At 59.6% G+C, this 24,173-nt stretch carries 15 protein-coding genes, 2 tRNA genes, 1 other RNA gene and 1 pseudogene; 12 read left to right on the top strand and 7 right to left on the bottom strand.

What is annotated here, in order from left to right; all coding sequences use genetic code 11:
* On the top strand, positions 1–229 hold a 229-nt coding region (locus DDD64_RS08955), incomplete at its 5' end, for a hypothetical protein (protein WP_206435358.1).
* A gap of 227 nt (positions 230–456) precedes the next feature.
* Here the strand turns inward: DDD64_RS08955 and DDD64_RS07160 are convergent.
* The 3 genes from DDD64_RS07160 to DDD64_RS07150 form a co-directional block, all read right to left on the bottom strand.
* Positions 457–541: transfer RNA gene (locus DDD64_RS07160), tRNA-Ser, on the bottom strand.
* Positions 542–636: 95 nt separating this feature from the next.
* Positions 637–1,233: a YbaK/EbsC family protein gene (locus DDD64_RS07155; RefSeq protein ID WP_241227539.1), complete on the bottom strand. Its 597-nt coding sequence runs from the start codon at positions 1,231–1,233 to the stop codon at positions 637–639.
* A gap of 23 nt (positions 1,234–1,256) precedes the next feature.
* Positions 1,257–2,405: an acyl-CoA dehydrogenase family protein gene (locus DDD64_RS07150; protein ID WP_126135702.1), complete on the bottom strand. Its 1,149-nt coding sequence runs from the start codon at positions 2,403–2,405 to the stop codon at positions 1,257–1,259.
* 165 nt (positions 2,406–2,570) lie between these two features.
* Between DDD64_RS07150 and ffs the strand changes: the two genes are divergently transcribed.
* The 5 genes and pseudogenes from ffs to DDD64_RS07125 all read left to right on the top strand — a co-directional run bounded on the left by ffs (position 2,571) and on the right by DDD64_RS07125 (position 8,675).
* Positions 2,571–2,667, top strand: an RNA gene (gene ffs, locus DDD64_RS07145) — signal recognition particle sRNA small type.
* Between the two features lie 62 nt (positions 2,668–2,729).
* Positions 2,730–5,405, top strand: a complete 2,676-nt coding sequence (locus DDD64_RS07140; RefSeq protein ID WP_241227552.1) for a DNA polymerase III subunit gamma and tau — start codon at positions 2,730–2,732, stop codon at positions 5,403–5,405.
* Positions 5,405–6,010, top strand: a pseudogene (recR, locus tag DDD64_RS07135) (recombination mediator RecR); the annotation flags it as partial. The gene DDD64_RS07140 and the pseudogene recR, both read left to right, overlap by 1 nt.
* A 347-nt stretch (positions 6,011–6,357) precedes the next feature.
* Complete coding sequence (locus tag DDD64_RS07130) at positions 6,358–7,623, top strand: aspartate kinase (RefSeq protein ID WP_126135699.1); 1,266 nt, start codon at positions 6,358–6,360, stop codon at positions 7,621–7,623.
* Positions 7,620–8,675 carry an aspartate-semialdehyde dehydrogenase gene (locus tag DDD64_RS07125; RefSeq protein ID WP_126135698.1) on the top strand — a complete coding sequence of 352 codons (1,056 nt, stop codon included), beginning with the start codon at positions 7,620–7,622 and terminating at the stop codon, positions 8,673–8,675. Before DDD64_RS07130 ends, DDD64_RS07125 begins: the two co-directional genes overlap by 4 nt.
* Before the next feature lie 61 nt (positions 8,676–8,736).
* Here DDD64_RS07125 and DDD64_RS07120 read toward each other — a convergent pair whose 3' ends face one another.
* Together DDD64_RS07120 and DDD64_RS07115 are read right to left on the bottom strand one after the other, a co-directional pair.
* On the bottom strand, positions 8,737–9,990 hold the full coding sequence (locus DDD64_RS07120) for a DUF4032 domain-containing protein (RefSeq protein ID WP_126135697.1): 1,254 nt from the start codon (positions 9,988–9,990) through the stop codon (positions 8,737–8,739).
* Between the two features lie 28 nt (positions 9,991–10,018).
* Positions 10,019–10,798, bottom strand: coding sequence for an ABC transporter ATP-binding protein (locus DDD64_RS07115; protein ID WP_126135696.1), 780 nt, complete (start codon positions 10,796–10,798; stop codon positions 10,019–10,021).
* Between the two features lie 133 nt (positions 10,799–10,931).
* On the opposite strand from DDD64_RS07115, the gene DDD64_RS07110 reads away from it, so the two are divergent.
* From DDD64_RS07110 to DDD64_RS09205, 5 genes are all read left to right on the top strand, one after another.
* Entirely contained in the window at positions 10,932–12,821 is a 1,890-nt protein-coding gene (locus DDD64_RS07110) for a serine/threonine-protein kinase (RefSeq protein WP_126135695.1), read from the top strand.
* A 139-nt stretch (positions 12,822–12,960) separates the two neighbouring features.
* Positions 12,961–13,860: a DsbA family protein gene (locus DDD64_RS07105; RefSeq protein WP_126135694.1), complete on the top strand. Its 900-nt coding sequence runs from the start codon at positions 12,961–12,963 to the stop codon at positions 13,858–13,860.
* 170 nt (positions 13,861–14,030) lie between these two features.
* Positions 14,031–14,106: transfer RNA gene (locus DDD64_RS07100), tRNA-Thr, on the top strand.
* A gap of 1,876 nt (positions 14,107–15,982) precedes the next feature.
* Positions 15,983–19,180 (top strand): Ig-like domain-containing protein, encoded by a 3,198-nt coding sequence (locus DDD64_RS07095; protein WP_164545959.1) that lies wholly within the window; start codon positions 15,983–15,985, stop codon positions 19,178–19,180.
* A gap of 266 nt (positions 19,181–19,446) precedes the next feature.
* Positions 19,447–20,331: a LysR family transcriptional regulator gene (locus DDD64_RS09205; RefSeq protein WP_407706511.1), complete on the top strand. Its 885-nt coding sequence runs from the start codon at positions 19,447–19,449 to the stop codon at positions 20,329–20,331.
* Between the two features lie 140 nt (positions 20,332–20,471).
* Here DDD64_RS09205 and DDD64_RS07085 read toward each other — a convergent pair whose 3' ends face one another.
* On the bottom strand, positions 20,472–20,894 hold the full coding sequence (locus DDD64_RS07085; RefSeq protein ID WP_241227537.1) for an addiction module antidote protein: 423 nt from the start codon (positions 20,892–20,894) through the stop codon (positions 20,472–20,474).
* Positions 20,895–21,073: 179 nt separating this feature from the next.
* Positions 21,074–22,552, bottom strand: a complete 1,479-nt coding sequence (locus DDD64_RS08805; RefSeq protein WP_164545958.1) for a hypothetical protein — start codon at positions 22,550–22,552, stop codon at positions 21,074–21,076.
* 463 nt (positions 22,553–23,015) lie between these two features.
* Here DDD64_RS08805 and DDD64_RS07075 point away from each other — a divergent pair, with 463 nt between their 5' ends.
* Entirely contained in the window at positions 23,016–23,702 is a 687-nt protein-coding gene (locus DDD64_RS07075) for a hypothetical protein (RefSeq protein WP_126135691.1), read from the top strand.
* The last annotated feature ends 471 nt before the right edge of the window (positions 23,703–24,173 follow it).

Below are 24,173 nucleotides of genomic sequence, written 5' to 3'. Positions count from 1 at the left end.
CCACCGTGGCTGGTCTGAGTCTCACCTGCTCACCGCCCTGGATTACTGGCTTTATTCCAGGTCGATCAACACGCAGCCGATGTCTGATTTCGTGTCAAACACGATCCAACCAAGGAAGGAACCGGTTAGTACGCCTAGTGATAAGCCCGTCGAGATTGATACCCATATCGATACCGAACACCCCTGGGAAGACGGTCTAAACATCCGTAAAGGCCAGATCGGACGTTAACGACACGCCGCCATTAGCAACTAATTTTGTCTATTAACCCTAAACATCCGTAAAGGCCAGATCGGACGTTAACGACACGCCGCCATTAGCAACTAATTTTGTCTATTAACCCACACGCCGCCATTAGCAACTAATTTTGTCTATTAACCCCAGCTTGCCGCCTAGCTGGGGTGATAGATAAAAGTAAGTACCCGCCCCGAAAAATCGGAGCGGGCACTTCACATCTGCGGAGGATGGGGGATTCGAACCCCCGAGGGCTTGCACCCAACACGCTTTCCAAGCGTGCGCCATAGGCCACTAGGCGAATCCTCCAGGGCAGTTTTAAACTGCCTGTACAGCTTAGCGTAGATTCGGCCGTGAGCACCACTCAGCCCAATGAGGTGATGCCCACGTTATTAGATTGCCGATTATTCTGTTGCCAAGTTGCTCAGCACGTGGGCGCCGGGTAGCTGCGCGAGCAGCGCCCCCGGCACCACGAGCTTCGAGCGGCGCAGCCCCGAGCCTATCAGGGCAGTGCCCGCAGCCACTCGCGCATCAATAAGGAGATTCCATGCCTGCGGAACTCCGACCGGGGAAATTCCGCCGTACTCCATACCCGAAGCTTCCACCGCTAGCTCGGTGGGCCAGAATGAAGCCTTGCGAACGTTGAGGAACTTCTTCACCACGTGATTCACATCCGCGCGGGTAGTTGCCCGCACCACGCAGGCGGCCACCCGTTCCTCACCTTCACGCTTACCAGCCACCAGGACGCAATTGCACGACACCGCCAAATCCAGGCCGTAATGTTCCGTCATAGGTTCGGTATCCGCGAACTCCGGGTCAATCTCTGTGACCAGGGCCTGCGCTGCCAGCTCAGGATGGCGCTGCGCAACAGCCTGCAATCCCTGTGCCACCGGCGTGGCCAATAGATCCAGATTCTCCAGAGCCGGCTGCCAGGGAAGGTCACCGAGCAGCGCCCGATCCACGTTCGTGCTGTAGGAAACTTCAGGTACGGATTCACTCATGCACATACTCCTTGATTTTGGGGCTAGTTCTCCTTCGGGGTGACGGGCCCGAGCACCAGGCCTGCCCACGAACCGTGCAGGGATTCCTGGTCGGAAGGCTGGAAAAGCCCGGCCAGCACATCGCGGTAGAGCCGCGAAAGCTCATGGCCCGCGTAGTACGAGCTTCCCCCGCAGGCGCGGATGCATTCTTCCACGGTGCGCAGCGACGCTTCTGCCGCCGCATTCTTGGCCGCGGAGAAACGCGGGTACTCATCCGCCCCGCCCAGCTCCCCGCTGTCAATATGTGCAGCTAGTTCACGCAGCTGCGGACCCACCGCGTTCATTGTGAGCGCGGCTTCCGCGATACGCCAGCGGATATCAGGATCATTTGCGTAAACATCGTTGTGGAGAACCGAGCGGCGCTCCTTGACGTGCTCAACGGCAACCTCAATAGCGCGTTCGCCAATGCCCTGATAGGTAGCCCCGAGGAGGATCTCAAAATTGGAGAAGATGCCGTAGACCACCGGTTCCTTATTCGGGCCCGGCGCCACGATCCCCAATACGTTTTCATCGCGAAGTAGCGCGCCATCCAAAACCGTGGAATTGGATTGGGTGGCCCGCATCCCGAGGGTGTTCCAATCATCCTTGATGGCGAAGCCGCCGTCGCCCCGTTCAACTAGGCCGAAAACGTCACGCACCCCGGAATCATCCTTGAGCGCGCCGAAAGTCATGAGGTAATCCCACGCCGGCGCAAGGGACGTGAAAACTTTGGTGCCGTACAGCCGGTACCCTGCCTCATCACGTTCGGCCCGGGTGAGTGAACCGAAAAGCACCAGGTCATTACCCGGCTCAGAAATACCGAAAGCGAAGAGCTTACCGGCCGCGGCTTCCCGCAGAATCTTTTCCCCGGCCGTAACGCCGTTGCTCACCAGGTGGCGGCCGAGCCCCACAATGATCTGGTGCATATTAATTCCCAGCGCGGTGGCCGGGGCGTACTTCGCCAAACGGGTTTGTTCCGCGCAGATCTCCACCAGGCTCAAGCCGGCTCCGCCGTATTCCTTGGGGACAAAAGCGCCGTAGTAGCCAGCCTGCTTCAAATCTTCGTAGTCTTCACGCGGGAATTCATTGGCGGCATCCACCGCCGCCGCCCGCGAGCGCAGTGTTTCCAATAGATCTTCGGTAAGGAAAGCCATTGATTCTCCCTGTTGTTGTGGACGACGGCGATACTCCCGCCACCGCGGGGATCGCCCACTCACGCTAGAGAGTGTACCGCGGGCCTCTGACACAAAAAATGGTGAAAACGAAGCCGGGCCATCTCCCCGTGTTTTGCATTCTTCGCGAACTCGTTTAGACTGGCACCTGACACCCCACGTGGCGTCATCTTGCAAAACTCCCCCAGGGCCGGAAGGCAGCAAGGGTATGCGGGCTCTGGCGGGTGCGTGGGGCGTCTTGTATCCACAGGTTTTTCACGCGGATGATTCGTGTCGTAGGTACCCCGTAGACTGATACTCGTGAGCATGGCATTGTATCGGCGGTATCGCCCGGAGCGTTTTCAAGATGTTATCGGCCAGGAGCAGGTAACTCGTCCCCTCATGGCTGCGTTGCGCGGGGAGCGCACCGTGCATGCCTATCTCTTCTCCGGCCCGCGCGGCTGCGGTAAAACCACTTCGGCTCGCATCCTGGCCCGTTGTTTGAATTGCGCGCAGGCTCCCACGGATACGCCGTGTGGGGAATGCGCCTCGTGCCGGGAACTCGCGGGGGATGGCCCCGGCTCCCTGGACGTGGTGGAAATGGACGCGGCCAGCCACGGCGGGGTGGATGATGCCCGTGACCTGGTTGAACGCGCGGCTTTTGCCCCCAGCCGGGATCGCTACAAGATTTTCATTATTGACGAAGCCCATATGGTCACCACCCAGGGCTTCAATGCCCTGCTCAAGCTCGTGGAAGAACCCCCGGCTCATATCAAGTTCATTTTCGCTACCACGGAGCCGGAAAAAGTCATCGGTACCATTCGCTCGCGTACCCACCACTATCCTTTCCGCCTGGTATCCCCGGCGCGGATGGAGGAGTACCTCTCGCAAATTTGCGCAGAAGAAGGGATTACCCCGGAACCGGGGGTGCTCGGCTTGGTAGTGCGGGCGGGCGGCGGCTCGGTGCGGGATTCCCTCTCGGTTCTGGACCAGCTCATGGGCGGTTCGGAAACATCCACGCTGTCTTATTCTCAGGCGGTTGCGTTGCTAGGCTACACGGATAGCGGCCTGCTGGATCGCGCGGTCAACGCTATTGCAGAAAGTTCTGGGAGTCAGCTTTTCGGCGTCGTCGAAGAACTTATCGGTGCTGGGCATGAACCGCGCCGTTTCGTGGAAGATCTGCTCCAGCGCCTGCGCGATGTGATCGTTATCGATTTGGCGGGGGAAGCAGCGGCGGATGCTTTGGGCGAATTGCCGCAGGATCAGTTAGCCACCATGCGCGCCCAGGCGCAGGCCTTGGGGGCGGCGCGTGCCACCGAAAGCGCCGAGCGTGCGAACGAGGCCCTCTCCGCGATGGTCGGCGCTACGTCGCCGCGTTTGCAGCTGGAGTTGCTCTGCGCTCGGCTTTTGCTTCCAGCCAGTGCTGCGCCGTCGCCTTCGGAGGCGGCTCCCGGTAGTGCGGGGCGGGAAAATAGCGGGGTGCGCTCGGGTGCCGCAGCTAGTGGGACCGCGCGGAAATCACCGCAGGAAATCGCGCGCGAAAAGGCGCGGGCGGCAGCAGCCGCGGCCGCAGCGCAGCGCGGGGCACCGGTGGTGCCAGGGTCTCCTAGCGTTCCGCCTGCGTCCGCGCAACAGTCCGGTGCTTCCGTTTCGGTGCAGAACGACGCCGCAGCCCCCGCCCAGCCCGCTCCTCAACAAGCTACGGAATCGCCCGCGCCGCCAGCCGCGGATCGGCCGGTGCAAGAACCGGGCGCACCTTCGGCTCAGCAGCCCGTGCAGGCACCTGCTTCGCAGCCGGTCCAGAAGCCCGATCGGAGCGCTGATCAAGCTGCCACTCCTGAAGTATCGGGACCGGATCATGCCGCGGAACTCACGGCCGCGTGGGCGGAAGTCACCTCCTCCGGGCGTTTCGCCCAAGCTATTTTCTCCGGGCCTACCCGGGTACTCGGTTCGCAGGGAAACCAGGTTGCGCTGGAATTTACTTCGGAGAAGGTCCTCGGAGCCTTGCAGGATCCGCGCAATGTGGAGCGCCTGAGCGCGCACCTGTCACATTTCACCTCGGTTCCTGTTACCGTGCGGGTCGTTCCCGCGGCGGCAAAGCAGGCCGATGCCGCGGGGCAGCCGGGCGGTGCGGCAGCTGCGGAGAATCCCCAGTCCGCGGCGGTAACTACCCAGCCTCACCCGGGTGTTTCTGACGGCGGTGGTGCCCACCCAAAAGCTAATGCCGCCACCGCGGCGGCCGCTCCCGCTCCCGCAGGCGCTGGCGCTGCATCGGCGCGGCCGGGAACTGCCAACAGCGCTGGTGGAGCAGCCAGGGATGGCAGGGATGATGAGTGGCCCGAACCTGAAGAACTTTCCGATCCGGATGACGCGGAAGACTACCCGCCCAGCCGGCACAGTGCTGCGCCCCGTTCGGCTAGTTCTGGCGCGGTCAGCTCCGGCGGGGCTGGTGCGGAAACGAGCCGTCCTGGGGCAGGCAATGCCGGCGGGGCTAGCTCCGTCGGGGAGGTCCCTTTCTACCTTCAGAATATGCCCATGCCGCAACCCTTCACCGGCCCGGGAGGTACCTCCGGGCAGGTGACTGCATATGAACCTGCGCAAGATTTCCATATCCCGCGCCCACCGCAGCGTACCCAGGACGTCCCTACCTATGACGCGCGGGAGCACCTGCGTCAGCTCCGCCACGGCAGTGCGAGTGGTAACGCACCCGCAGGCAGTGCATCTTTTGGTGGCGCACCCACCGCGGCGGCTAGTGCCGCACCCGCAAACAACACTGGCGGGGGTAGCGTGGCCGGTGCGAATGGCCTGAACGGTGCGAATGGCTCGAATAACCAGCATAATGCCGCCTCGCAGCCGGGGGTGGGGTATCCTACTGAAGAGGATGATGTCTCCTTAGACGATCCCACAATCGAGCAGAGCAATGTTGTCGGGCTGCACGTTGTGGTTGAGATGCTCTCGGGAACCATTGTTGAAGAAATTGATACCGCGCAAGGAGGAATGTAGTGGCGGGGGTGTATGACGGCGCCGTGCAGGAGCTCATTGATGAGCTCGGGCGTCTGCCGGGCATCGGCCCGAAGAGCGCCCAACGCATTGCCTTCTACCTCCTCGAACAAGAAGAACCCGAGGTGCGGGCGCTCGCGGAAGCCATGCTCCGAGTCAAGGAACGCGTCCACTTCTGCCAGATCTGCGGCAACGTGACCGAAACCGATATCTGTTCACTGTGCTCAGATACCCGGCGCAGTGATTCCGTGATCTGCGTCGTTGAAGAAGCCAAAGACATTATGGTCATCGAACGCACCCGCGAATACCGCGGGCGCTACCACGTTCTAGGCGGATCCATTAACCCCATCCAGGGTATCGGCCCGGAAGATCTGCGCATCCGCGAACTCCTCACCCGCCTCCAAGATGGCCGTGTCACCGAAGTCATTATCGCCACCGACCCCAATATTGAAGGCGATGCCACAGCGGCCTACCTCATTCGCCTCCTCACCCCCATTGGTATCGCGCTTTCCCGCCTCGCCTCCGGACTCCCCGTGGGCGGAGACCTCGAATATGCCGACGAAATCACGCTCTCGCGTGCCTTCGAAGGCCGCACCCGCATTACCAGCGGCATAACCGCGAACACCGCCACGGGTGCCACCGGCACCACACCGGAAACCGCCGGCACTGGCGCGAACACCACGGGTACGCCCGGCACAGGCACAACAGATACGGGACGAATGCCCTCGGTGGTTCCGGGCACCACGCCTTCCGCCCCAGTCGCGGAAACGCACGGCGAGCACAACTAAGCAGCTCAGCTCCGGGATCACCATAAAGCCCAGCGCTCAGCCCGAATGCGGCATCACATCAGGCAGCCGATCAGGAGAACAATCTCACCTGAAAATATCGGAAAGCTCCGCAGGCGGCTACGCGCTTCCAGTTACCATTAGTACGTCTCGGAAAAATAGGAGTTAATGTGGCACTCATCGTGCAGAAGTTCGGGGGATCCTCGGTCGCCGATCCTGCCGGGCTCAGACGAGTGGCGAAACGAATTGCCCAGACCAGCAAGGCCGGAAACAAAGTCGTCGTCGTGGTTTCCGCCATGGGAGACACCACCGATAATCTCTTGGACCTCGCCCACAACGTTACCGATAACCCGCCCGCGCGGGAACTCGATATTCTTCTGACCGCGGGGGAACGCATTTCCATGGCCCTGCTCGCCATGGCCGTCAATGACGAAGGCGTCGTCGCCCGCGCATTCACCGGCCAGCAAGCCGGCCTCCACACCGATGCCCGCTACGGCAATGCCTCTATTACCGGGATCGTTCCCGAACGCATTTTCCGGACCGTGCAAGACGGCGCCGTCGCCATTATTGCCGGATTCCAAGGCGTGAACGACACCAATGATGTCACCACCCTCGGGCGGGGCGGATCCGATACCACCGCCGTGGCCTTCGCCGCCGCCCTCGGCGCCGACGTGTGCGAAATCTACACGGATGTGGATGGGGTGCTCTCCGCGGATCCCCGCATCGTCCCCGCGGCCAGCCAACGCCGCGAACTCAGCTACGAAGAAACGCTAGAATTAGCGGCACACGGAGCGAAAGTGCTCCATTTGCGGGCGGTGGAATTCGCCCGGAAATTCAATGTGGCCTTGCACGTACGATCATCATTCTCCGAGAACGAAGGGACGTGGATAGTGGAAGAAACCGCGAAACAGGGCGGATACGAAGACGCCGTCGTCGTCGGAGTGGCACACGACCGCAACCAGGGGAAAATTTCGGTCACCGGTGTCCCTAACCTTCCCGGATCCGCCGCGAAAATCTTTTCCTGCGTGGCCGAAGCGGACTGCAATATTGACATGATCGTGCAGAACACCGCGCTTACCCGCGTGGGCCTGAGCAATATTTCCTTCACGGTTCCCCGCGACCAGGTGGATATCGCCGTCGCCGCGCTGCGCGCCAACCAGGCCGAATTCGGTTTCGAGGACATCGCCGTCACCTCCGAAATCGGGATCCTCTCCATCGTGGGTGCGGGTATGCGCTCCCATAGCGGCGTTTCCTCCAAGCTCTTCAAGACGCTGGGAGATAACGGGGTCAATGTGGATATGATCGGAACCTCGGAAATCCGGATTTCCGTGGTGGTGGACCCGGATGTGCTGGACGCGGCCGCCCGCGCCGTCCACACCGCCTTCGGGCTGGACGCCAGCGAAGAAGCAATCGTATACGGAGGGACAGGTCGATGAGCATCACCTTGGCAGTAGTGGGAGCAACCGGGCAGGTCGGGCGAGTTATGCGCGCCCTGCTGGAAGAACGCCAGGTTCCGGTGGATCGAGTGCGTTTCTTTGCGACGGCGCGCTCAGCCGGCACCGAACTTCCCTTCCGGGGTGAGAACATCGTGGTGGAAGATATTGCCACCGCTGACCTGGCCGGTATTGATATCGCGGTGTTCTCCGCCGGCGGGGATGCTTCACGCACCTACGCGCCGAAGTTCGTGGAGGCAGGTGCCGTCGTCGTCGATAATTCTTCCGCGTGGCGCCGCGACCCGGATGTTCCGCTCGTTGTTTCCGAAGTGAATCCGCAAGATATCGCGCGCCGCCCCAAGGGTATTATCGCCAACCCGAATTGCACCACCATGGCCGCTATGCCCATCCTCAAACCGCTGCACGATGCGTACGGGCTCACTCGCCTTATCGCTTCGTCCTACCAGGCGGTGTCCGGTTCCGGGGTGCGCGGTGTGCACGAACTGACCACCGGAATCCGCAGCGCCCTGGGCGGCGATGTGGAGGCCCTCGCCCTGGACGGGCACGCCGTGGAGCTGCCCGCCCCCGAGGTCTATCGGGCCCCCATTGCCTTCAACGCGGTCGCTTTCGCCGGGAACCTTGCCGAGGACGGCAGCGGTGAAACGGACGAAGAACAGAAACTACGCAACGAATCGCGCAAGATTCTAGGTATCCCGGACCTCGCGGTGGCCGGAACGTGCGTCCGCGTGCCGGTGTATACCGCGCACGGGATGTCCGTCAACGCGGAATTTGAGCGGGAGGTCGACGTCGCAGCCGCTATCCAGCTGCTCGAAGCAGCCCCCGGTGTTGCGGTAGTTGATCTGCCCAATCCCCTGGATGCGGCCGGGAAGGACGCCTGCTTCGTGGGGCGCATCCGGCGTGATCCCTCGGTGCCGGGCGGGCGCGGGCTGGCCTTCTTCTGCGTGGCCGATAACCTGCGCAAAGGCGCGGCCCTCAATACCATCCAGCTGGCTGAGTTGGTTATCAAGGAGCTCACGGAGAAAAGCGCGGCCTAGGGGCAGGTGCGGCCTGAGCCTTGCCGTGCTCCGGCACACTACTCCGGCGCCGTGCCGCGCTTTATTCCGGCGTGGCGGTGACCGCGGGGATCTCCCCGGTTTCTCCGTCCAGGAAGGTTGATTCGTCACGCCGGTGGCGCAGCACTTTCTCCACGAAGGAGGCCACAGCCTCGGCCTGGGGCACATCGCGCTGCTGGTCTTCGGAGATGAACCAGCGGTGCTCGAGGATTTCGTGGAACAGCTCGGCCGGCTCCAGTTTCGCGGTGAGTTCGGGCGGGATCGCGGCTACGGTCGGCTCATAGACATCCGCGAGCCAATCGTGGGCAATCATCATGTCGGATTTGCCGCTCTTATTGTGGAGGGCGGCGTATTCGTCAATATCGTTGAGGATCCGCCGAGCCTGGTTTTCTTCCACATCTAGGCCGGTCAGGCGCCACACCTTGCGTGAATAATGCCCGGCCTCCACGATCTTAGGCTGGATGAGGAGGCGGTCTTCGTCCGGGCCGGAATCGATAGCGATTTCGTCCACGTCAAAGCCGAGGTCGTTGAGGCGGCGCACCCGCTCGGTGACCTTCCACTTTTCATCCGGGCCGATAGCCACCTGCGCGGTGATTTCTTCCCATAGCTCGAAGTAGCGATCAGCGAAGGTATCACCCACCCCGATGGTGTCGAAATCTTCGGGGAGGACGCCGCCGGCTTGCAAATCCATGAGCTCACCGATGATATTCGTGCGGGCTACGTCAATATCGTATTCGCGTTTACGCTGGGTGATGGGGCTGTAGAGCTCCCCGGTTTCCGCGTCCACCAAATAGGCCGCGAAAGTTCCCGCATCGCGGCGGAACAGGGTATTCGAAAGTGACACATCACCCCAGAAAAACCCGAGAAGGTGGAGCCGTACCAGGAGCACGGCCAGCCCGTCGATGAGCTGGGCGATGGTGGCGCGCCGGTGCTGCTGCCCGAAAATAGCGCGGTAGGGGAGTGAGAAGGGAAGATGCTCGGTGATGAGGCAGGCGTTGAGGGCGTTGCCTTCCGCGTCGGTACGTTTGGAGACCACCGCTACCGGTTCCACCGAGGGCGCCCCGAGGCGTTTCAAGGTGCGCAAGAGTTCGTATTCGCGTACCGCCACCAGCTCGGAAATCTCTTTGATGGCGATAATGCGCCCGGAGAGCCGCACGAAACGCACCGTGTGGCGGGAAATACCGCGGGGGAGCGCAGCGATGAGATCGCGCGGCCACTCTTCGAGCGCCACGTTCCACGGCAGATCGAGGAGGTCAGGTTCAACGCTAGCCGCCATAATGGATAGCGAGGATCGCATGAGTGTCCTTTCCGGGAGTAGCTGCGGCTTAATCGTAGCCGAAAGCTCGCGAGCCCGGCGTGCCATCAACCAGGGCCCCCGCTTCCACCATCCCGGCTTCTTCCAGGAAGGCCCGTACGGGCGGGGTGAGATCCGCCAAGATTTCGGCGGGGGTGCCGACCTGCTGGAGAGCACCGTCCACCATCACACCCACGCGGTGAGCGCAACTGAAAGCTTCGCGCGGATCGTTAGTCACGTACACCGTGGTGATCCCGGTGCGTTCTTGAAGTACGGAAATCTGCTCGCGAATCTCATCGCGAATTTCCACATCCATATTTTTCAGCGGCTCGTCCATGAGGAAAATACGCGGCCGGCGCACCACCGCCCGCCCCATGGAGACTCGCTGGCGTTCCGCGCGGGTCAGCTGCGCGAGTTTCGCGTCCAATAACTCGGTGAGTTCCAAAATATCCGCCGCCTGCGCCACCCGCGCTGCGATATCTTCCGGGTCCGCCCCGGCTATTTTCAGGTGGAAGCCCATATTATCCGCGACCGTCATATGCGGATACAGGGCGTAATTCTGAAATACGATCACTACATCGCGCATGGAGGGCGGTAGCGCGGTCACATCTTCTCCGTCCAGCAGCACAGCTCCGTAGTCGATATCCTCCAGCCCCGCAATCATGCGTAAAACCGTGGATTTCCCGGAGCTAACCGGGCCGGTGAGCGCGAAAAATTCGCCGTCGTTAATATGGAGATTCACGTGGTCAACCGCCGGTGCGGGCGCATCGGGATAGTACAGTGTCGCGTTGACGAGTGACACAGAAGCCATGGGAATTCTCCATCAGTAACAGCGGTCGGCATTGACACGCTCACCCACTATTATGCCACGTCAGGAACTCGAATACGAGGGCGTGCTCCGCGGGAAAAATGCGCCGGCCCGCACACTTCGGTATTTTTGAGGTATGCGGGAGGAAATCGGTGGCTATCGGCTGGTGCGGCGCATCGGCTTCGGCGGCATGTCCACGGTCTACGAGGCGGTGGATGGCGCCGGCACCCGCGTTGCCCTGAAACTCCTCCACCCGGCGGCCGTGGACGGGGCAGCCGGGCGCGAACGCCTCCGGCGCGAAGTTGCGATGTTGCAGCGGGTGCGCGGGCCCTACGTTGCCGAAGTCCTCGACGCGGAAACGGATGACGAGGATGCCTTTATCGTCACCCAGCTGGTGGAAGGCCCCACCCTCGCGGAGGATGTGCGCGTGGACGGCCCTTACCCGCCGGCGGAACTCGTCACCCTGGCCCGCCAGCTCCACGCCGCGGTCACGTCTGTACATCGCCTCGGGGTACTGCATCGTGATCTCAAGCCCTCGAATGTCATGCTCGGCGCAGGCGGCCCGGTTCTCATCGATTTCGGAATCGCGCAGACGGGCGGCGATGCCCGCCTCACCGTATCCGGCGCGGTCACCCACACTCCCGGTTACCTCGATCCGCGGGTGCTGCGCGGTCACGCCCCGGACGAAGCCGCTGACCTGTGGGCCCTCGCCGCGGTCATCGCTTTCGCCGCCACCGGGCACGACCCGTATCCCGGCACGAACCCGGCGGTTATTATGCGCCGCGTGCTCGAAGGGGACGTGGATGTCACCGGCGTGCCCCCGCGCATCGCCCACGCCCTGCGCGCCGCGCTCGCGGAGCCGGTGGAGGAACGCTGGGGGATTGACGCGGTGGTCGCGGCGCTCGCGGATCCGGCCGCGTGGGCGGAGGCTCCGGTGAGCGCACCGCCTCCTGCACCCGCGCTGCGGCCTGCGCCCGCGCCACTTCCCGCTACCGCGCCCCTTTGTGCGCCGGCGGCACTGCCGCTCACCTCCCCGGAAAGTTCAGAAGATGCGGGGGAGAGTGGGAAGTACGACGACGCCGCCACCGCCCCCCGCCTGCTGCCCACCCAGGTGGCGCCAGTCACGCCGGCCGCCGCTCCCGCAGCTGCCGCAGGGCCGAGCTACAACGCCACGGATAGCGTGCCCAGTGCTTTCCCGGAGACCTGGCCCCAGCCCATTTACGCCGGGTCCGCCACCGCGCCCTACCCGGCAGCCGTACCGGGGCCTGCTGCGCCGGGTCCCACCACGCCAGTCACCTTCGGCCCCGCAGCCTTTGACCCTCAGTCGGAATCCGCGCCCTATTCGCAGTTCGCACCGCAGGAACCCACGCCGCCGGAACCCACGCCGCCGGAACCCACGTCGCTCCCGCTGTGGGCCCGCCCGCCGCGCCGTACTCCCGTTCTCACCTTCGTGGCGGGTGCGCTGCTGTGCGCCCTGGTTGCTGCCTGGCAGATAGCCGGATACGTGGGATATGCGCTCGTCACAGTGGGCTTGGTTTTTGCGAAACGGAACGCGGCGCGGCTGCTGCGGCGTCGTGAAGAAGAAGGCGGGCCGTTCCGCGGGGAACACCTGGGGCAAATTTTGCGCGCCCCGCTCACCTTTGTGGAAAGCGCCGTCAGTGTAGTTCCGCTGCACGGGATCGGGCTTCTCGCGGTGACGTTCGGCTACGTGGCGGCGCGCCTGGGTGGGTTTTCCGGGCCGGGCGCCGGCGCGGTGGCGGCGCTCGCGGGGGTGGCAATCTCCTGGCTGAGCCCGAGCGGGCGGCCCGCACGCCGCGGCAGCGCGGTTGTTTTCGGGCGCCTAGCTCCCACGCGCTCCTACCGAGTTTTCTGGACCGTGGTGCTGGCCGCCGGCGCGGCCGGGATCGCGTTGCTGGCCCTTGGCGGGGTGCTGGGCGTGCCCGCGGATACCCCGCTCAGTTTCGGATATTACGGCGAACCGCTCGTCGCGATGATCAGGGATATTATGGGCGGCGCCGCCAACTAATTGGCCCGCGCGGGCAATGTCACCCGGCTGGCCCTCACTTTTCCCAGGGAAAGCGGCGATAATTGACATGTTAAAGTCAGGGTGAAAGGCGCAGTGGCCGGCTGGCCGCAGGCGCGTCGTCGTAACCGAGGAAAAGTGAATGGCACAGACTCAGAAGAATAACCGGCAGACCTCCGCTGCACAGCGGCGTGAAACCGCGCGCGCGGCGGCGGCCCGGCTCCAGGAACAGGAAAAGAAGCGGGCGCGGCGCAATCGCGCGCTCGCGGTTGTTGCAGCTGTTGTGGTGGTGGCGCTTATCGCTGCGGCCGTGTGGTTCATCCTCTCGAATAAGAAGGATGAGGCGGGTGCCCCGGCCACGCAGGAAAGTTCCGCGGCCGCGTACCCGAGCGCGCCGGCTACGCCGCTGGCTGAACGTCCCGCCCCGAAGGTCACCGCGGAACTACCCAAGAACACCACCCCGGATGTGGGGGTGAGCGTGGGGAGCTCGCTGGCGGCCGGCACCGTGAACGAAGGCAAGCCGGTTGTTGATATTTACTTCGACTACCTGTGCGTGTGGTGCAACCGCCTGGAAACCTCCTACGCGGAGGAGCTCACCCAGCGCGCGAAGAATGGCGAGATTACGCTGGTCTACCACCCGCTCGTGGTGGAATCCCAGTACGAATTCTCGCATACGGCCTCTGCTTCGGCCCTGTGGGTCGCGGAGCACCGCCCCGATGTTTTCGCGGCCTACCACAATGAGATTTTCGCGATGACGGCCCCGCTTTTCGAATCGAAGGAAAAGGTGCCGGTGCCGCAGACCGCGCAGCTGGCCGAGCTCGGTAAGAGGGCCGGCCTCACCGATGCCGAAGCCGAGCAGATGATCGCGGATGTGGCCGTTGGCGAAGGCAAGCCCGGCATGTACTCCGAGCTGCTGGGGCAGTCGCTCCAACAGTTCAGCGCCGACGGCTTCACCGGCACGCCCACCGTGCTTCTCAACGGCAAACAGGTGGCGGACTGGACCGACGGTAAGCTCACCGCCGCGCTGGACGCCCTCAAGTAGCGCTTTGCCCGGCGCCGCGTGCCGTGATGGTACGACGACGCCGCAGCGGGGCGGTCGCTTCGCGCCGCCCCGCTAGCGCCTAGCTCCCGGGATCCCTATTTGTTCCAGAGGGGGGATTCTGGCATGATAAACTCTGGTTCCTTGCTTGGCGGGTGCGCCGGGCAAGAATTGCCTCCGTAGCTCAGTTGGTAGAGCAGCTGTCTTGTAAACAGCAGGTCACAGGTTCGAGTCCTGCCGGGGGCTCCACTACAACAGATTTTTTTTATGGACACCACACCTCGTGGTGTAGTCGGATAAACGGCTGCTTGCATAATAAAATCTGTAAAGATGCAGGTCAGTGGCTTGTGAGTAGTGTTTGTGGCGGTGGGGTGCGGGGTGTTGTCTGAATAGTGGCGCCTATCCCTTACAAATATGCAAGAAAATCGGTTAAGGTATGTAGCTGAAGGCCACTGAGTGGTGGTTGTTTCACGCGCCAATACATGAGTTTGCTGGGAAGGCTTGGTTTTTCGCGGTTTTCTTGGTGTTGGTTGGATTTGGATCAAGCTTGGTGCTTGGTGTTTTTGGGAAAGGTTATCTTGATGGTCAAGATTGGGAAACGGGTGGCGGCGTCAATTGCTGCGCTCGCTGTTGTGACGGGGGGGGGGTAGCGTCTTATAGCTTTGCGGCCGAGCATATGGTGAAAGACCTTGCGGTCGCGGTTGTGGCTGATGGTACCCCTGACTTCAGCCAAGAAGAGGGCCCCGGTAAGGATACGGGTCCGAATAATGGGGTTGTGCGTTCGCTGGATACTGTTGATTATGAGGTATCGTGGCAGGTTACCAAGGATGGTGACTATACGCTTGAGGCGGAGTTGCCTGCTGGTGTGGAGTTCGCTGCGGGTTCTGATTCGTTTTGTAATAACGCCGGCAAGGCGATTACTAATGATCTAACGTATAAGAACAAAAATACGCTTCGTTGTGAGTTGTCTGGTAAGGCTGGGCAGAGCGTGAAGTCGGCGGTGAAGGTGTTTGTGCGCCGGGCCGCGAATGACTCGGTGATCCCGCTCCAGTTCACGGCTGGTGGTGCTACCTCGAACCAGGTCTCGACGAAGGTGTCAGCAAAACCAGAATTTACCGCCAGCGTGGACGCGATTACTGCAAAGGCCCGCTGGGAAACTACCTCCGGGAATATTAATTCTCACTCGGTTGTACACATCGAATCACCCCGCCCGGACTCTGGGCTAAATAAGGGCGTGGAGGCGTTAACTGGAGACTATCGTGTCGAGATCCCGGTGACCGCTCCTGAAGGAACAGTTTTCACTTGCGCAACAGATCGCGTCTGGGGCTACCCATATCAAAAATATGGGATTGGCCCGGAAAATGCTTCTCTCCGCGATAACGGCGAATGCGGTGAGGTAACCGTCGCGGATGGGAAAGCAACATTTACGGTTACGGGTGCTGATCTGACAGCGTCATCCTGGCCAATCAGAGACTATATGGACAGGGCGTGGAACAGAAATATTATTGCCTTCGCAAAGCTGTATTACACTATCCCTGCCGATAAAGCTACCGGTGGCACCGGTATTGAGCTTGGTAAGGCACAAATCTACGCCACTACTCTCAGTGGAGCGGAATACCCGATCACCTCAGCAACTGAACCGTTTACACGTCCTGTTATTGATGCCTCGCAGCCTATCCTGCACTCGGAAATTCATAATCAATGGAAAACACCAGATTATTACGCCCCAGGATATGCAATCTCGAAAGCACAACCTGTGGAAATTGTTTTCAACTCCTGGTTCCCTAACAGCGGTAATTTGAAAAATAAGCACGCTACCGCGTGTGCCATGTTCTCACCCGAACAGCTTAACGTGGCTAAGGCACTAGACGTGCCTGCTGAGTATTATCGCGGTACCGCTGACTCCATGGCTGGTGGCTTTTCCTGCGGAATGTTCGGAGACGCGACAGAAGGGTGGAGTAGCGACACTACAGACATGAGCAATGTTAAGGCTGTTCGTGTTAAAGGAAAATGGCCGATCTCTTTACCTCAAGCAAATGACCAAAACACTTCTAGCATCGTTTTGAGCATGATCCGCGCTGCTGATGATACCTCGGCTATAGGTACACAGTTGCCAATTCGATTCATGATTACTGCAGACGGACAAGTCGTTGCGAACGAGTCGGTAGTGGGGAATTACCACTCCTCGTATTTCACTGCTGTTGATGGAACCTTTGGTTTGAATCCTGCGTGGGATAAGGCGGATGGTTTGTTTGGTCAGGTCCGTAACCTGAATCTTGGTTTCACCGCGAAAGACGGCCTGAACCAAGGAACGGTCACGGCTACGCTTCCGGCGTGTTTGAAAGTCACGAATGCTGGCGCCGGTACTCTGACCGCTGCGGCTGATAGCGTGGATCGGAAGAATTGCGGTATTCCTGGGGATACTGTCTCCTTCCCGGTGGTGGATGGTACCCCGAACTACGTGGTGCAGGCCCAGGTTATGGCGAAGAGTCCGCAGACCGGAACCACGAAAGTCATCCTGGAATCAGATCAGCAGCCGTTGAGCGAGGTACGCCGCTCTAGGAGCATCTCCTTCACAACCGGTCTGGTTGAACAGGCTACCGCGTCTATTTCTACCAGTGCTCCCGATAATGTGGTGACGCTGGAGAACGGGACTGCGTCTATTCCGTTCACGCTTTCGTGGGGTAACGCGACCACCGGTAACGCTTCGGGTGAGCTGGTGTGGCAGGTTCCCGATAACGTGAAACTCGCATCCGTTGGTGAGGTACCGAGTGGTGCTTCGGTGCAGTGCACGACCCAAGACCGCGCTGCGGTAGCGACTGCTCTTGAATCGGATAAGTCCGGCAAGACTCTCTCATGGTCGGATTGCTCGGCAAACCCGGCGGCTGTGACGGCTGTGAAGGTAGTGACCGGTACTCTGGCTTCGACTGCGACTGGCACCCTGCCCGTGAGTGTTACTGCTAATGCGGTTGGTGACGTGAATACGTCGTTTACCGCGGGTGTCTTCACCACGGCTGGTAACGGCACGGTTGACTTCTTGGATGCCACCCCAATTAACGTGTATGTACGTACACCCGCCCCGGAACCGGTAGTGACGGAAGGCGAGTGGACGGACGCAACCGATTCGAGCGCGAAGAACTGTGACACCAAGCAGGTGACTCAGACTCGTACCGTCACGACCACGCCTTTCAAGTGGGACGCGGCTGGAAAGCAATGGGTTGCCGACCCGGATCATGCGACCACGCGGACCGAGAATCAGACTCGGGATATGAGTGATGCGGAGCTTCAGGTCTGTACCCCGGCCCCTGCCGATGACGTGAAGACCACTGAGTGGGTGGATAGCACTGATGTGGGTGCGAAGAATTGCGTGACCAAGCAGGTTTCCCAGACCCGCACCAAGACCACGACTCCGTATAAGTGGGACGCGGTCTCTAAGACCTGGGTCCTGGATACGGACAAGGTGAAGGTTGAGTCTGAGCCTCAAACCCGGCCCATGAACGATACGGAATTGATGGCTTGTGCGATTCGCCCTGCCGATAAGGTGGATACCACCGAGTGGGTCGATAGTACCGAGGACGGGGCAAAGGATTGTGCCACGGGGAAGGTGAAGCAGACCCGCACGAAGACCACGACTCCGTATAAGTGGGACACGGCCGCACACGAGTATGTGGTGGACATTGAAAACGCGGTAACTATCACTGAGACCCAGAATCGGGACATGACTGACGCTGAGCTTCAGGTCTGTATCCCCAAGCCTGCCGACAAGATCGACAATGCCGAGTGGGTGGACTCGAGCGAGGAGGGTGCGAAGGATTGCGCCACTGGGAAGGTGAAACAGTCTCGCACGGTGACCACGACTCCCTATAAGTGGGATGCGGGAACTAAGAAGTGGGTTCTTGATACTGAGAAGGCCGTGACCACGACCGAGACCCAGGCTCGGGATATGAGTGACGGCGAGCTTCAGGTTTGCACGCCTGCGCCCGTTGACAAGGTTGATACCACGGAATGGGTCGACTCCTCGGACGAGGGTGCGAAGGATTGCGCGGCTGGTAAGGTCAAGCAATCTCGTACGGTGACGACTACCCCCTACAAGTGGGATGCCACTACCAAGACATGGGTGGTGGACACCGACAAGGCCGTGACCACGACCGAAACCCAAACGCGGGATATGAGCGATGCTGAGCTGCAAGAATGCACCGTCAACCCCGGTATCCGGGTTGAGGAAACTCAATGGGTGGACTCGAGCGAGGAGGGGGCTAAGGATTGCGCTACCCGCAAGGTTACCCAGACTCGGATCGTGACGACTACTCCGTATAAGTGGGATAGCGCGGCTAAGAAGTGGGTCCTGGATCCGGAGAACGCCACTACTAAGACCGAGTCTCAGGTTCGGGATATGAACGAGGATGAGACGCGGGTGTGTATGGCTGGTACGGGTGTACCGGTCTACCCGGACCCCACCCCTGTTGTGCCGGGTGGCAAGATTGTTATTGATCCGGTCAACGGGCCTGGTGATCCAGCCCAGTGTGAGCCTTCTGGTCCTATCACGCGCGCTGATGGAGGGACTGTCACAGTGGATAAGGATTGTAAGGTCACAATCACTATCCCTGAGGGTAAGACTCCTGGCGAGCTGACCCCGCCTGTTGAGGTCACGCCTAAGTACCCGACCCCGGATAAGCCCACTGTTGTGGTGCCGGTGAAGGTGATTGATACCCCGGATTGGGATGACACGACTACTACTCCGGATAGCCCGGTAACTATCGAAAAGCGCAAGGGTGAAATCCCCGAGGGCACCACGGTGGAAGTTACTGGTCCTAGCACCGCGGTACTCAATCCTGACGGCAGTATTACTCTCACGCCGGATAATGGGGCTCAGCCTGGCACGACGATCACGATCAAGGTGGTCGATAAGGTAGGTAATCCCCTCGACAACATCACGGTGACGATTATTGAGCCGAAACCTGCCCCGGATTGGGACGACTCGATCACGGGGCCGGGTAAGAAGATCGACGTGCCTAATAAGGGCGGGGATGTCCCACCTGGCACGACGATCACGGTCAACGGCCCGGGCAGCGCGGTCTTGAATCCGGATGGGTCTATTACTGTCACCCCGAATGAGGGAGCGCGCCCTGGTGAGAAGATCACCATCACGGTCAGTGACGGTGAGGGCAAGGTAGTGGATTCCTTTACCGTGAAGATCGGCAAACTCAAGACGGCTGCGAAGAGCTTGCCGGTTACTGGAACGACTGCTACGGGTCTGGCTGGTATGGCTGTGTTGCTCGTGGTTGCTGGTGGTCTGGTGGCTTGGCAGCGTCGTCGTAAGTAAAAAATATAGAAGCCATGTCGGCTAGCCCCTCAATGTGAGGGGTTGGGGGTGGTAGGCGAATGTTCGAAACTGGTTTGCCTACCACCCCCCTATTTATTTCTTGTAAACACGCCCCTGGGCTCGTTGAGGAGCGTGAGTGAGCCTAAGCGGTGCTGGTCATGCTTTGTGGCTGTGTGGTTTTGCTTGCGCGGGAAGCAAGGAGGCGTGGTTCCCCTTGCCTGTGTGTTGGTGTGGCGCGTGTGGTTTTTCGTGGTTTGTGAGATGGGGTGTTTGTGGTGAGGCTTGAGTTATTAGAAACCCTCGTATCGTATTCGAGGCTTGGGACGATGGACGCGGTTGCTCGTGAGTGTGGTTGCACCACGGCGGCGGTGGTCAAGCGTATCCAGTTGTTAGAAGAGGAAGTGGGTTACCGGCTTACCCGGAGGGTGGGGCGCGGTAGCGAGCTGACGGAGGCTGGCTGGCATTTAGTGGAGCGCAGTTTTCAGATTCTGGCGCTTGTGGATAAAACTGTGAGCGAGATAAAGGATGCGGTGGATGATCCGCGTGGGCGGGTCGTGATTGTGGGACGCGAGGGTAGGGGCCTGGATAGTCTTGCGATGGTGATGGGGCAGGTACGGCAGAGGTTTGCGGGTGTTAGTTTCCAGGTAGTGGCCTGTGGTAGGGAGCAAGCGGCTCGCATGCTTGGCGAGGGGAGAGCTTCTTTTGCGGTGTTAGATGCTTCCTGGGATTGTGCTTCGTGGGAGACGCTTAGCTTGCCGGGTGAGGATCGGTGGGGGCTTCTCACTCGTAGTGATAGTGATCTAGCGGGGCGGGAGTCGGTGTGTCGGGCGGATATTGCACGGCGTGGGTTGTTGTTGCCGGGCGAGGGCAGTCGGGAGTTGGGGTATTGGTTAGGTAAGGAAAACCAGTTGGATGTGGTGGGATGGTATGGGACAGGACGCCAGGCTGGGGGTTTGGTTAGGGCTGGGGTTGGTGAGGCTATCGTGTTGGAGAGCACGGTTATAAGTGGGGATGCGGGTTTGGTGTTTGTGCCACTTGACTGGCTTGTGGGTGTGCGGTGTGTGTTGGCGTGGAGCCGGCAGGCACGCCTCGGGCGGGCTGGTGAGGTGTTCGTGGAAACAGCCCGAGCCGCATTTCGCATGGTGGATTGACACACTTAGCTTATCTGCGCGGCTGAGGGCGTAGCGGGCTAGCGCCGTCGTCGTTCTAATAACGTGATTGCAACGATAACGTAACCGTGACGCGGATTGAAGGAACTCCGGCTAGTGTGATTCGAGATGCTAACCGGGAACTAGGCGTTTTGGGTAGCGAGCGTTATCTTCAGTCCGAGGGCTTTCATGATTTTCGTGATAGCGGCAAAGGACGGATTGCCGTCTTTTGACAGTGATTTATAGAGCGATTCGCGGTTGAGTCCAGTATCTTTAGCGAGTTGGCTCATGCCGCGAGCCCGGGCAATATCGCGCAATACTACCTGTACGGTTTTTGTATCGCCATCTTCGAGAGCAATAGCCAGGTAGTCGTTCATCGCTTCTTGGCTATCGAGGTATTTGCTTGCGTCGAAAGTTGAAAAAGTTACCTTGGTCATGACCGTTCCTCCTAGCATCGTTCCGTGAGCCTCGCATCTGGCTATTGCGTACAAGATACGCCGCTGCGCGTGTTTGTCTTTCAGCTTGTCTAGCCACGCGTCAAACAAACTGCTGGAAATTATCTCCATAACCTCATTGTAGTCTATAGGCTACAATAGTCAAGAAAGTAACGGTGAGGTATTCGTGACGAGTTCCGCGCTTCCGCTCTGAATAGGGTGGTCGAATACACGGCTGGCGCATGGAAAGCAAACGCGGGAGACATCGCGGTTTGGTGACCGGACGTCTCCCGCGTTGCGGTTAAGGCGTGCTATGCCGTGCGCTTGGCGCGGCTGCGCGTGACCGCCGGGATGCCCATGAGGAGCAGGGCCGCGGCAGCTACCAAGCCAAAGGCGGTCGAGGTGCCGGTGCGCTGCAGCTGGGGCCGAGTGCGCTTCTTCGTTACCTGCGGGCCCTCGGGTGGGTTCGTGCCGGGATTCTCATTGGTGGGCGTGCTGGGCGTAGTGCTACCAGGAGTTCCCGGTGTTTCGGGACTTTGGGTACTCGGAGCGCTGGGCTGAGCGTCTGGGGTTTGGCTGCCCGGAGTGTTCGGTGTACTCGGTTGGTTACCGGGAGTCTCCGGATCGTCGGGGGTTCCCGGGGTAGTGGGCCGGGTACTAGGCGTGGCTGGAACACCAGTATCAGATGTTCCGGGACTGTCGGGCTTCTTATCTTCCGGCACCGTCTTCTCGCAAATCTTCACGACTACTGCGGCCTGGTCACAGCCGTCTTCGTTGATTCCGCTCAGGTAGTAAGTAACCGCAGGATTCGAGTGGAGGGCAAAGGTGAAGGAGTATCGATCATAAGCCGACGCAGAACTTCCAATATCGGTACCGATGAGGTCGATGCGGCCCGATTCTCCGGTGACGATGCACTGGGGTGAGCCGGTCAGACCTGCGGGAGTAGCGTGTCCAAGAAGGAACTTGTTAGTGGCGGGATCCGTCAGTGAATAAGCAGGTAACTCACCCGTGCGGGCCCAATTATATTCCTGGAGATTCTGGCATCCCTCCTCATAGGAACCGGGCCCACCACCTTCTTGACTGCACTTCCAGAGCTTATTAGTTGCGCGGATAGGAAGGACGGTCAGTTCTGATTGGACGGTGACATCGCCTTCGACCTTGATCGTGAAAACACCCGGCTCGTTGATACCGAAACTGTATTCGTCGTACATCTCCATATTTTTTACCGGAGCGCTATAACCCAGATACGATGGCTCCGCACCGGCCTTTGCAGTGCCCGCCGAAGTACGCCATATCCCGAAGTCTGGATCAGTGAAATCAGAGGAAATGACCCCACCGCTGCTCGGCGTTTCTAGCCAACCGGAGGAATCGCGCGTCACATCAATAATGGGGAGAGCTTGCTCCACGCTTTTTACAGGAATTGTAGTTGTTACACGCACATCGGAATTCTCCGCAACCTCCCAGGCTCGATCCGGGACACTGATGAGAGTAAATTTTACATTTTCGAGTACAGAGGGGACGAAAATGGAGGTGCCGCGCGCTGTCTGGATATGGTCGGAGGATAGAACTAGGGGAGTTGTCTGTACTGTATAGGTCACATGGGCGATGTCACCTACCTTCTCTACGCAGGTATCCCCGCCCTGACAGTTAACCGCGCCGCCGGTTAGGGAATTAATACCACGACCCCATTGTGTGGCGACGCCACTGGCGGTGGCGGGCAGAAACAATCCTGCTCCAGCAAGTGCAACGGCGATCGCGGCGTTTCCGAGTGCCGCTATTAATTTCTTCATGTGTCATCCATTCATAATGTGGTAAAAATACGAGGTGTAGCGGGGCCCGTTATTCTGAACCCTTCTGGATAACCGACGCTGGACTATCTCAAAAGGGAATGGAATTGGGGCTACACCAAAGGCGTAGATAAATCTGGTGAGATTGCTCAATAGAATTATAACTCGAATCGTATCTGGCTGGGCAAAATGTTAGCGACGGTCGAAAAGTAGCACAGAACCGACGGTCGCTTACACAAAATTTGCTGGGGGGTGAGATACACGCAGCGATCAGTGGTGCGTGGAGCGGTGATGATTATGGGGTCCGGGTGGGGAGGGTACTGATTAGCTCCGGAACGGGTAGCGCAGGAGAAGCTTCCCACCGTACCGTTAGTGGTGCGTGGACATGGGGGTTAGAAGCCAAGTCCGATTGAGCGTTCGAATGAGACACTGTAGCCGCAGCGGCTCGTGAGTATGGAGGTTCCTCATGTCCGTTCCTGTCAGTACTTTGGTAGCTGCCGCGCCCTCGTTCCAGCGGGCATTGCGGAAAATGAGCAAGTATCCGCGCGAGCCGCGGGTATTTTCACACAAAAAGCTTTTTCTCACATTTGGATGGGTAAGTGAATTCACGATTGCTTTTACCGGCACTGCTTTAGTTTTCTCTGACGAAGCAAGCCGACCCGATGATGCAACGCTTGGAATTATTTTGTGCCCCATTATGATGGTTTTCTGTTCTTGGTTCTTGTGGGTCGGATACAAGCGCCGGCTTGGCGTGGATAATGAAAAAACTTGGTACAGCTTCTCGCCATTGCCTTATCGGGAGGTCTATTTTACTGATATAACTCGAATTATTTATACCGGTATATCGTTTAGTCTTTTTACAGATAAAAAAGATAAGCGCTTTGCAAAGAAAAAGAATTCCATTGCTATTGGGATTAATCACTTCGACTACACTCTTGCCTATCTGCGGATTCTTGAGGAGATGCGGGTGCGGCGTTTTACGGTTGGGAAGATTGAGCCGAATGATCCACGCTGGCCGGAGGCATGGCAGGAAATGCGTGATCGGCTTGCGGCCGAAGCGTATCGGAATCACCAAAACTACTATGATTCCCACCCGGCAGAATTGCAGGAGCTTAACGCATTAGCGGTAGGGTGTTACCCTGTGGGCTCTTAGTGCCCTTCGGAGAGTTTGTGATATCCCGCGTCACGTTTCCGTTTTGTTTTTTCCGGTGGTTCCTATGTGGCTTCGGGCCAGCATGGGTCGTGCGGGGCGACGTCGCCCCACGGTGAAACGGCGGTGCTTCAGCTCTTCAAGGATCCGTAAGTAGGCGAGGGTGTAATCGAAAAGATCTTTGGAGAGCGTGAGATTCGCACCGAAAGAAGTGGGAATTCTCGTAGAAGTTGGCAAGAACTTTGCTGATGATGGGCGGAGCGAATGGGAGAAAAAATTTGCGGATCACTTAAAGGAGTTATCGGAGTTTGGTTCCGCATTCAAGTACGCTGGGAATCGGTGAGTATGGTTGCGTCCGTTAGTGTGGTGTATCTGTATCCCGCGGTGATCCTCGTGTCGGTATACACAAAGGCGACCATCGCGGGTACCTTTCGAATCAACTCCTACCTATCCTCGAAAGGAGATACCCCGCAA

The sequence above is a fragment of the Actinotignum sanguinis genome, assembly GCF_003957255.1.
In the GTDB taxonomy this organism is placed as follows: Bacteria; Actinomycetota; Actinomycetes; order Actinomycetales; family Actinomycetaceae; genus Actinotignum; species Actinotignum sanguinis.
Note: the sequence above shows the minus strand (reverse complement) of the source record. Positions and strands in the feature narration are given on the sequence as shown.

Bases quoted from the DNA above. Each gene is read 5' to 3' on its own strand.
- DDD64_RS07155 (WP_241227539.1), bottom strand. From the start codon at position 1,233: ATGAGTGAATCCGTACCTGAAGTTTCCTACAGCACGAACGTGGATCGG.
- DDD64_RS07150 (WP_126135702.1), bottom strand. From the start codon at position 2,405: ATGGCTTTCCTTACCGAAGATCTATTGGAAACACTGCGCTCGCGGGCG.
- DDD64_RS07140 (WP_241227552.1), top strand. From the start codon at position 2,730: ATGGCATTGTATCGGCGGTATCGCCCGGAGCGTTTTCAAGATGTTATC.
- DDD64_RS07125 (WP_126135698.1), top strand. From the start codon at position 7,620: ATGAGCATCACCTTGGCAGTAGTGGGAGCAACCGGGCAGGTCGGGCGA.
- DDD64_RS07120 (WP_126135697.1), bottom strand. From the start codon at position 9,990: ATGCGATCCTCGCTATCCATTATGGCGGCTAGCGTTGAACCTGACCTC.
- DDD64_RS07115 (WP_126135696.1), bottom strand. From the start codon at position 10,798: ATGGCTTCTGTGTCACTCGTCAACGCGACACTGTACTATCCCGATGCG.
- DDD64_RS07110 (WP_126135695.1), top strand. From the start codon at position 10,932: ATGCGGGAGGAAATCGGTGGCTATCGGCTGGTGCGGCGCATCGGCTTC.
- DDD64_RS07105 (WP_126135694.1), top strand. From the start codon at position 12,961: ATGGCACAGACTCAGAAGAATAACCGGCAGACCTCCGCTGCACAGCGG.
- DDD64_RS07095 (WP_164545959.1), top strand. From the start codon at position 15,983: ATGATTACTGCAGACGGACAAGTCGTTGCGAACGAGTCGGTAGTGGGG.
- DDD64_RS07085 (WP_241227537.1), bottom strand. From the start codon at position 20,894: ATGGAGATAATTTCCAGCAGTTTGTTTGACGCGTGGCTAGACAAGCTG.
- DDD64_RS08805 (WP_164545958.1), bottom strand. From the start codon at position 22,552: ATGAAGAAATTAATAGCGGCACTCGGAAACGCCGCGATCGCCGTTGCA.
- DDD64_RS07075 (WP_126135691.1), top strand. From the start codon at position 23,016: ATGTCCGTTCCTGTCAGTACTTTGGTAGCTGCCGCGCCCTCGTTCCAG.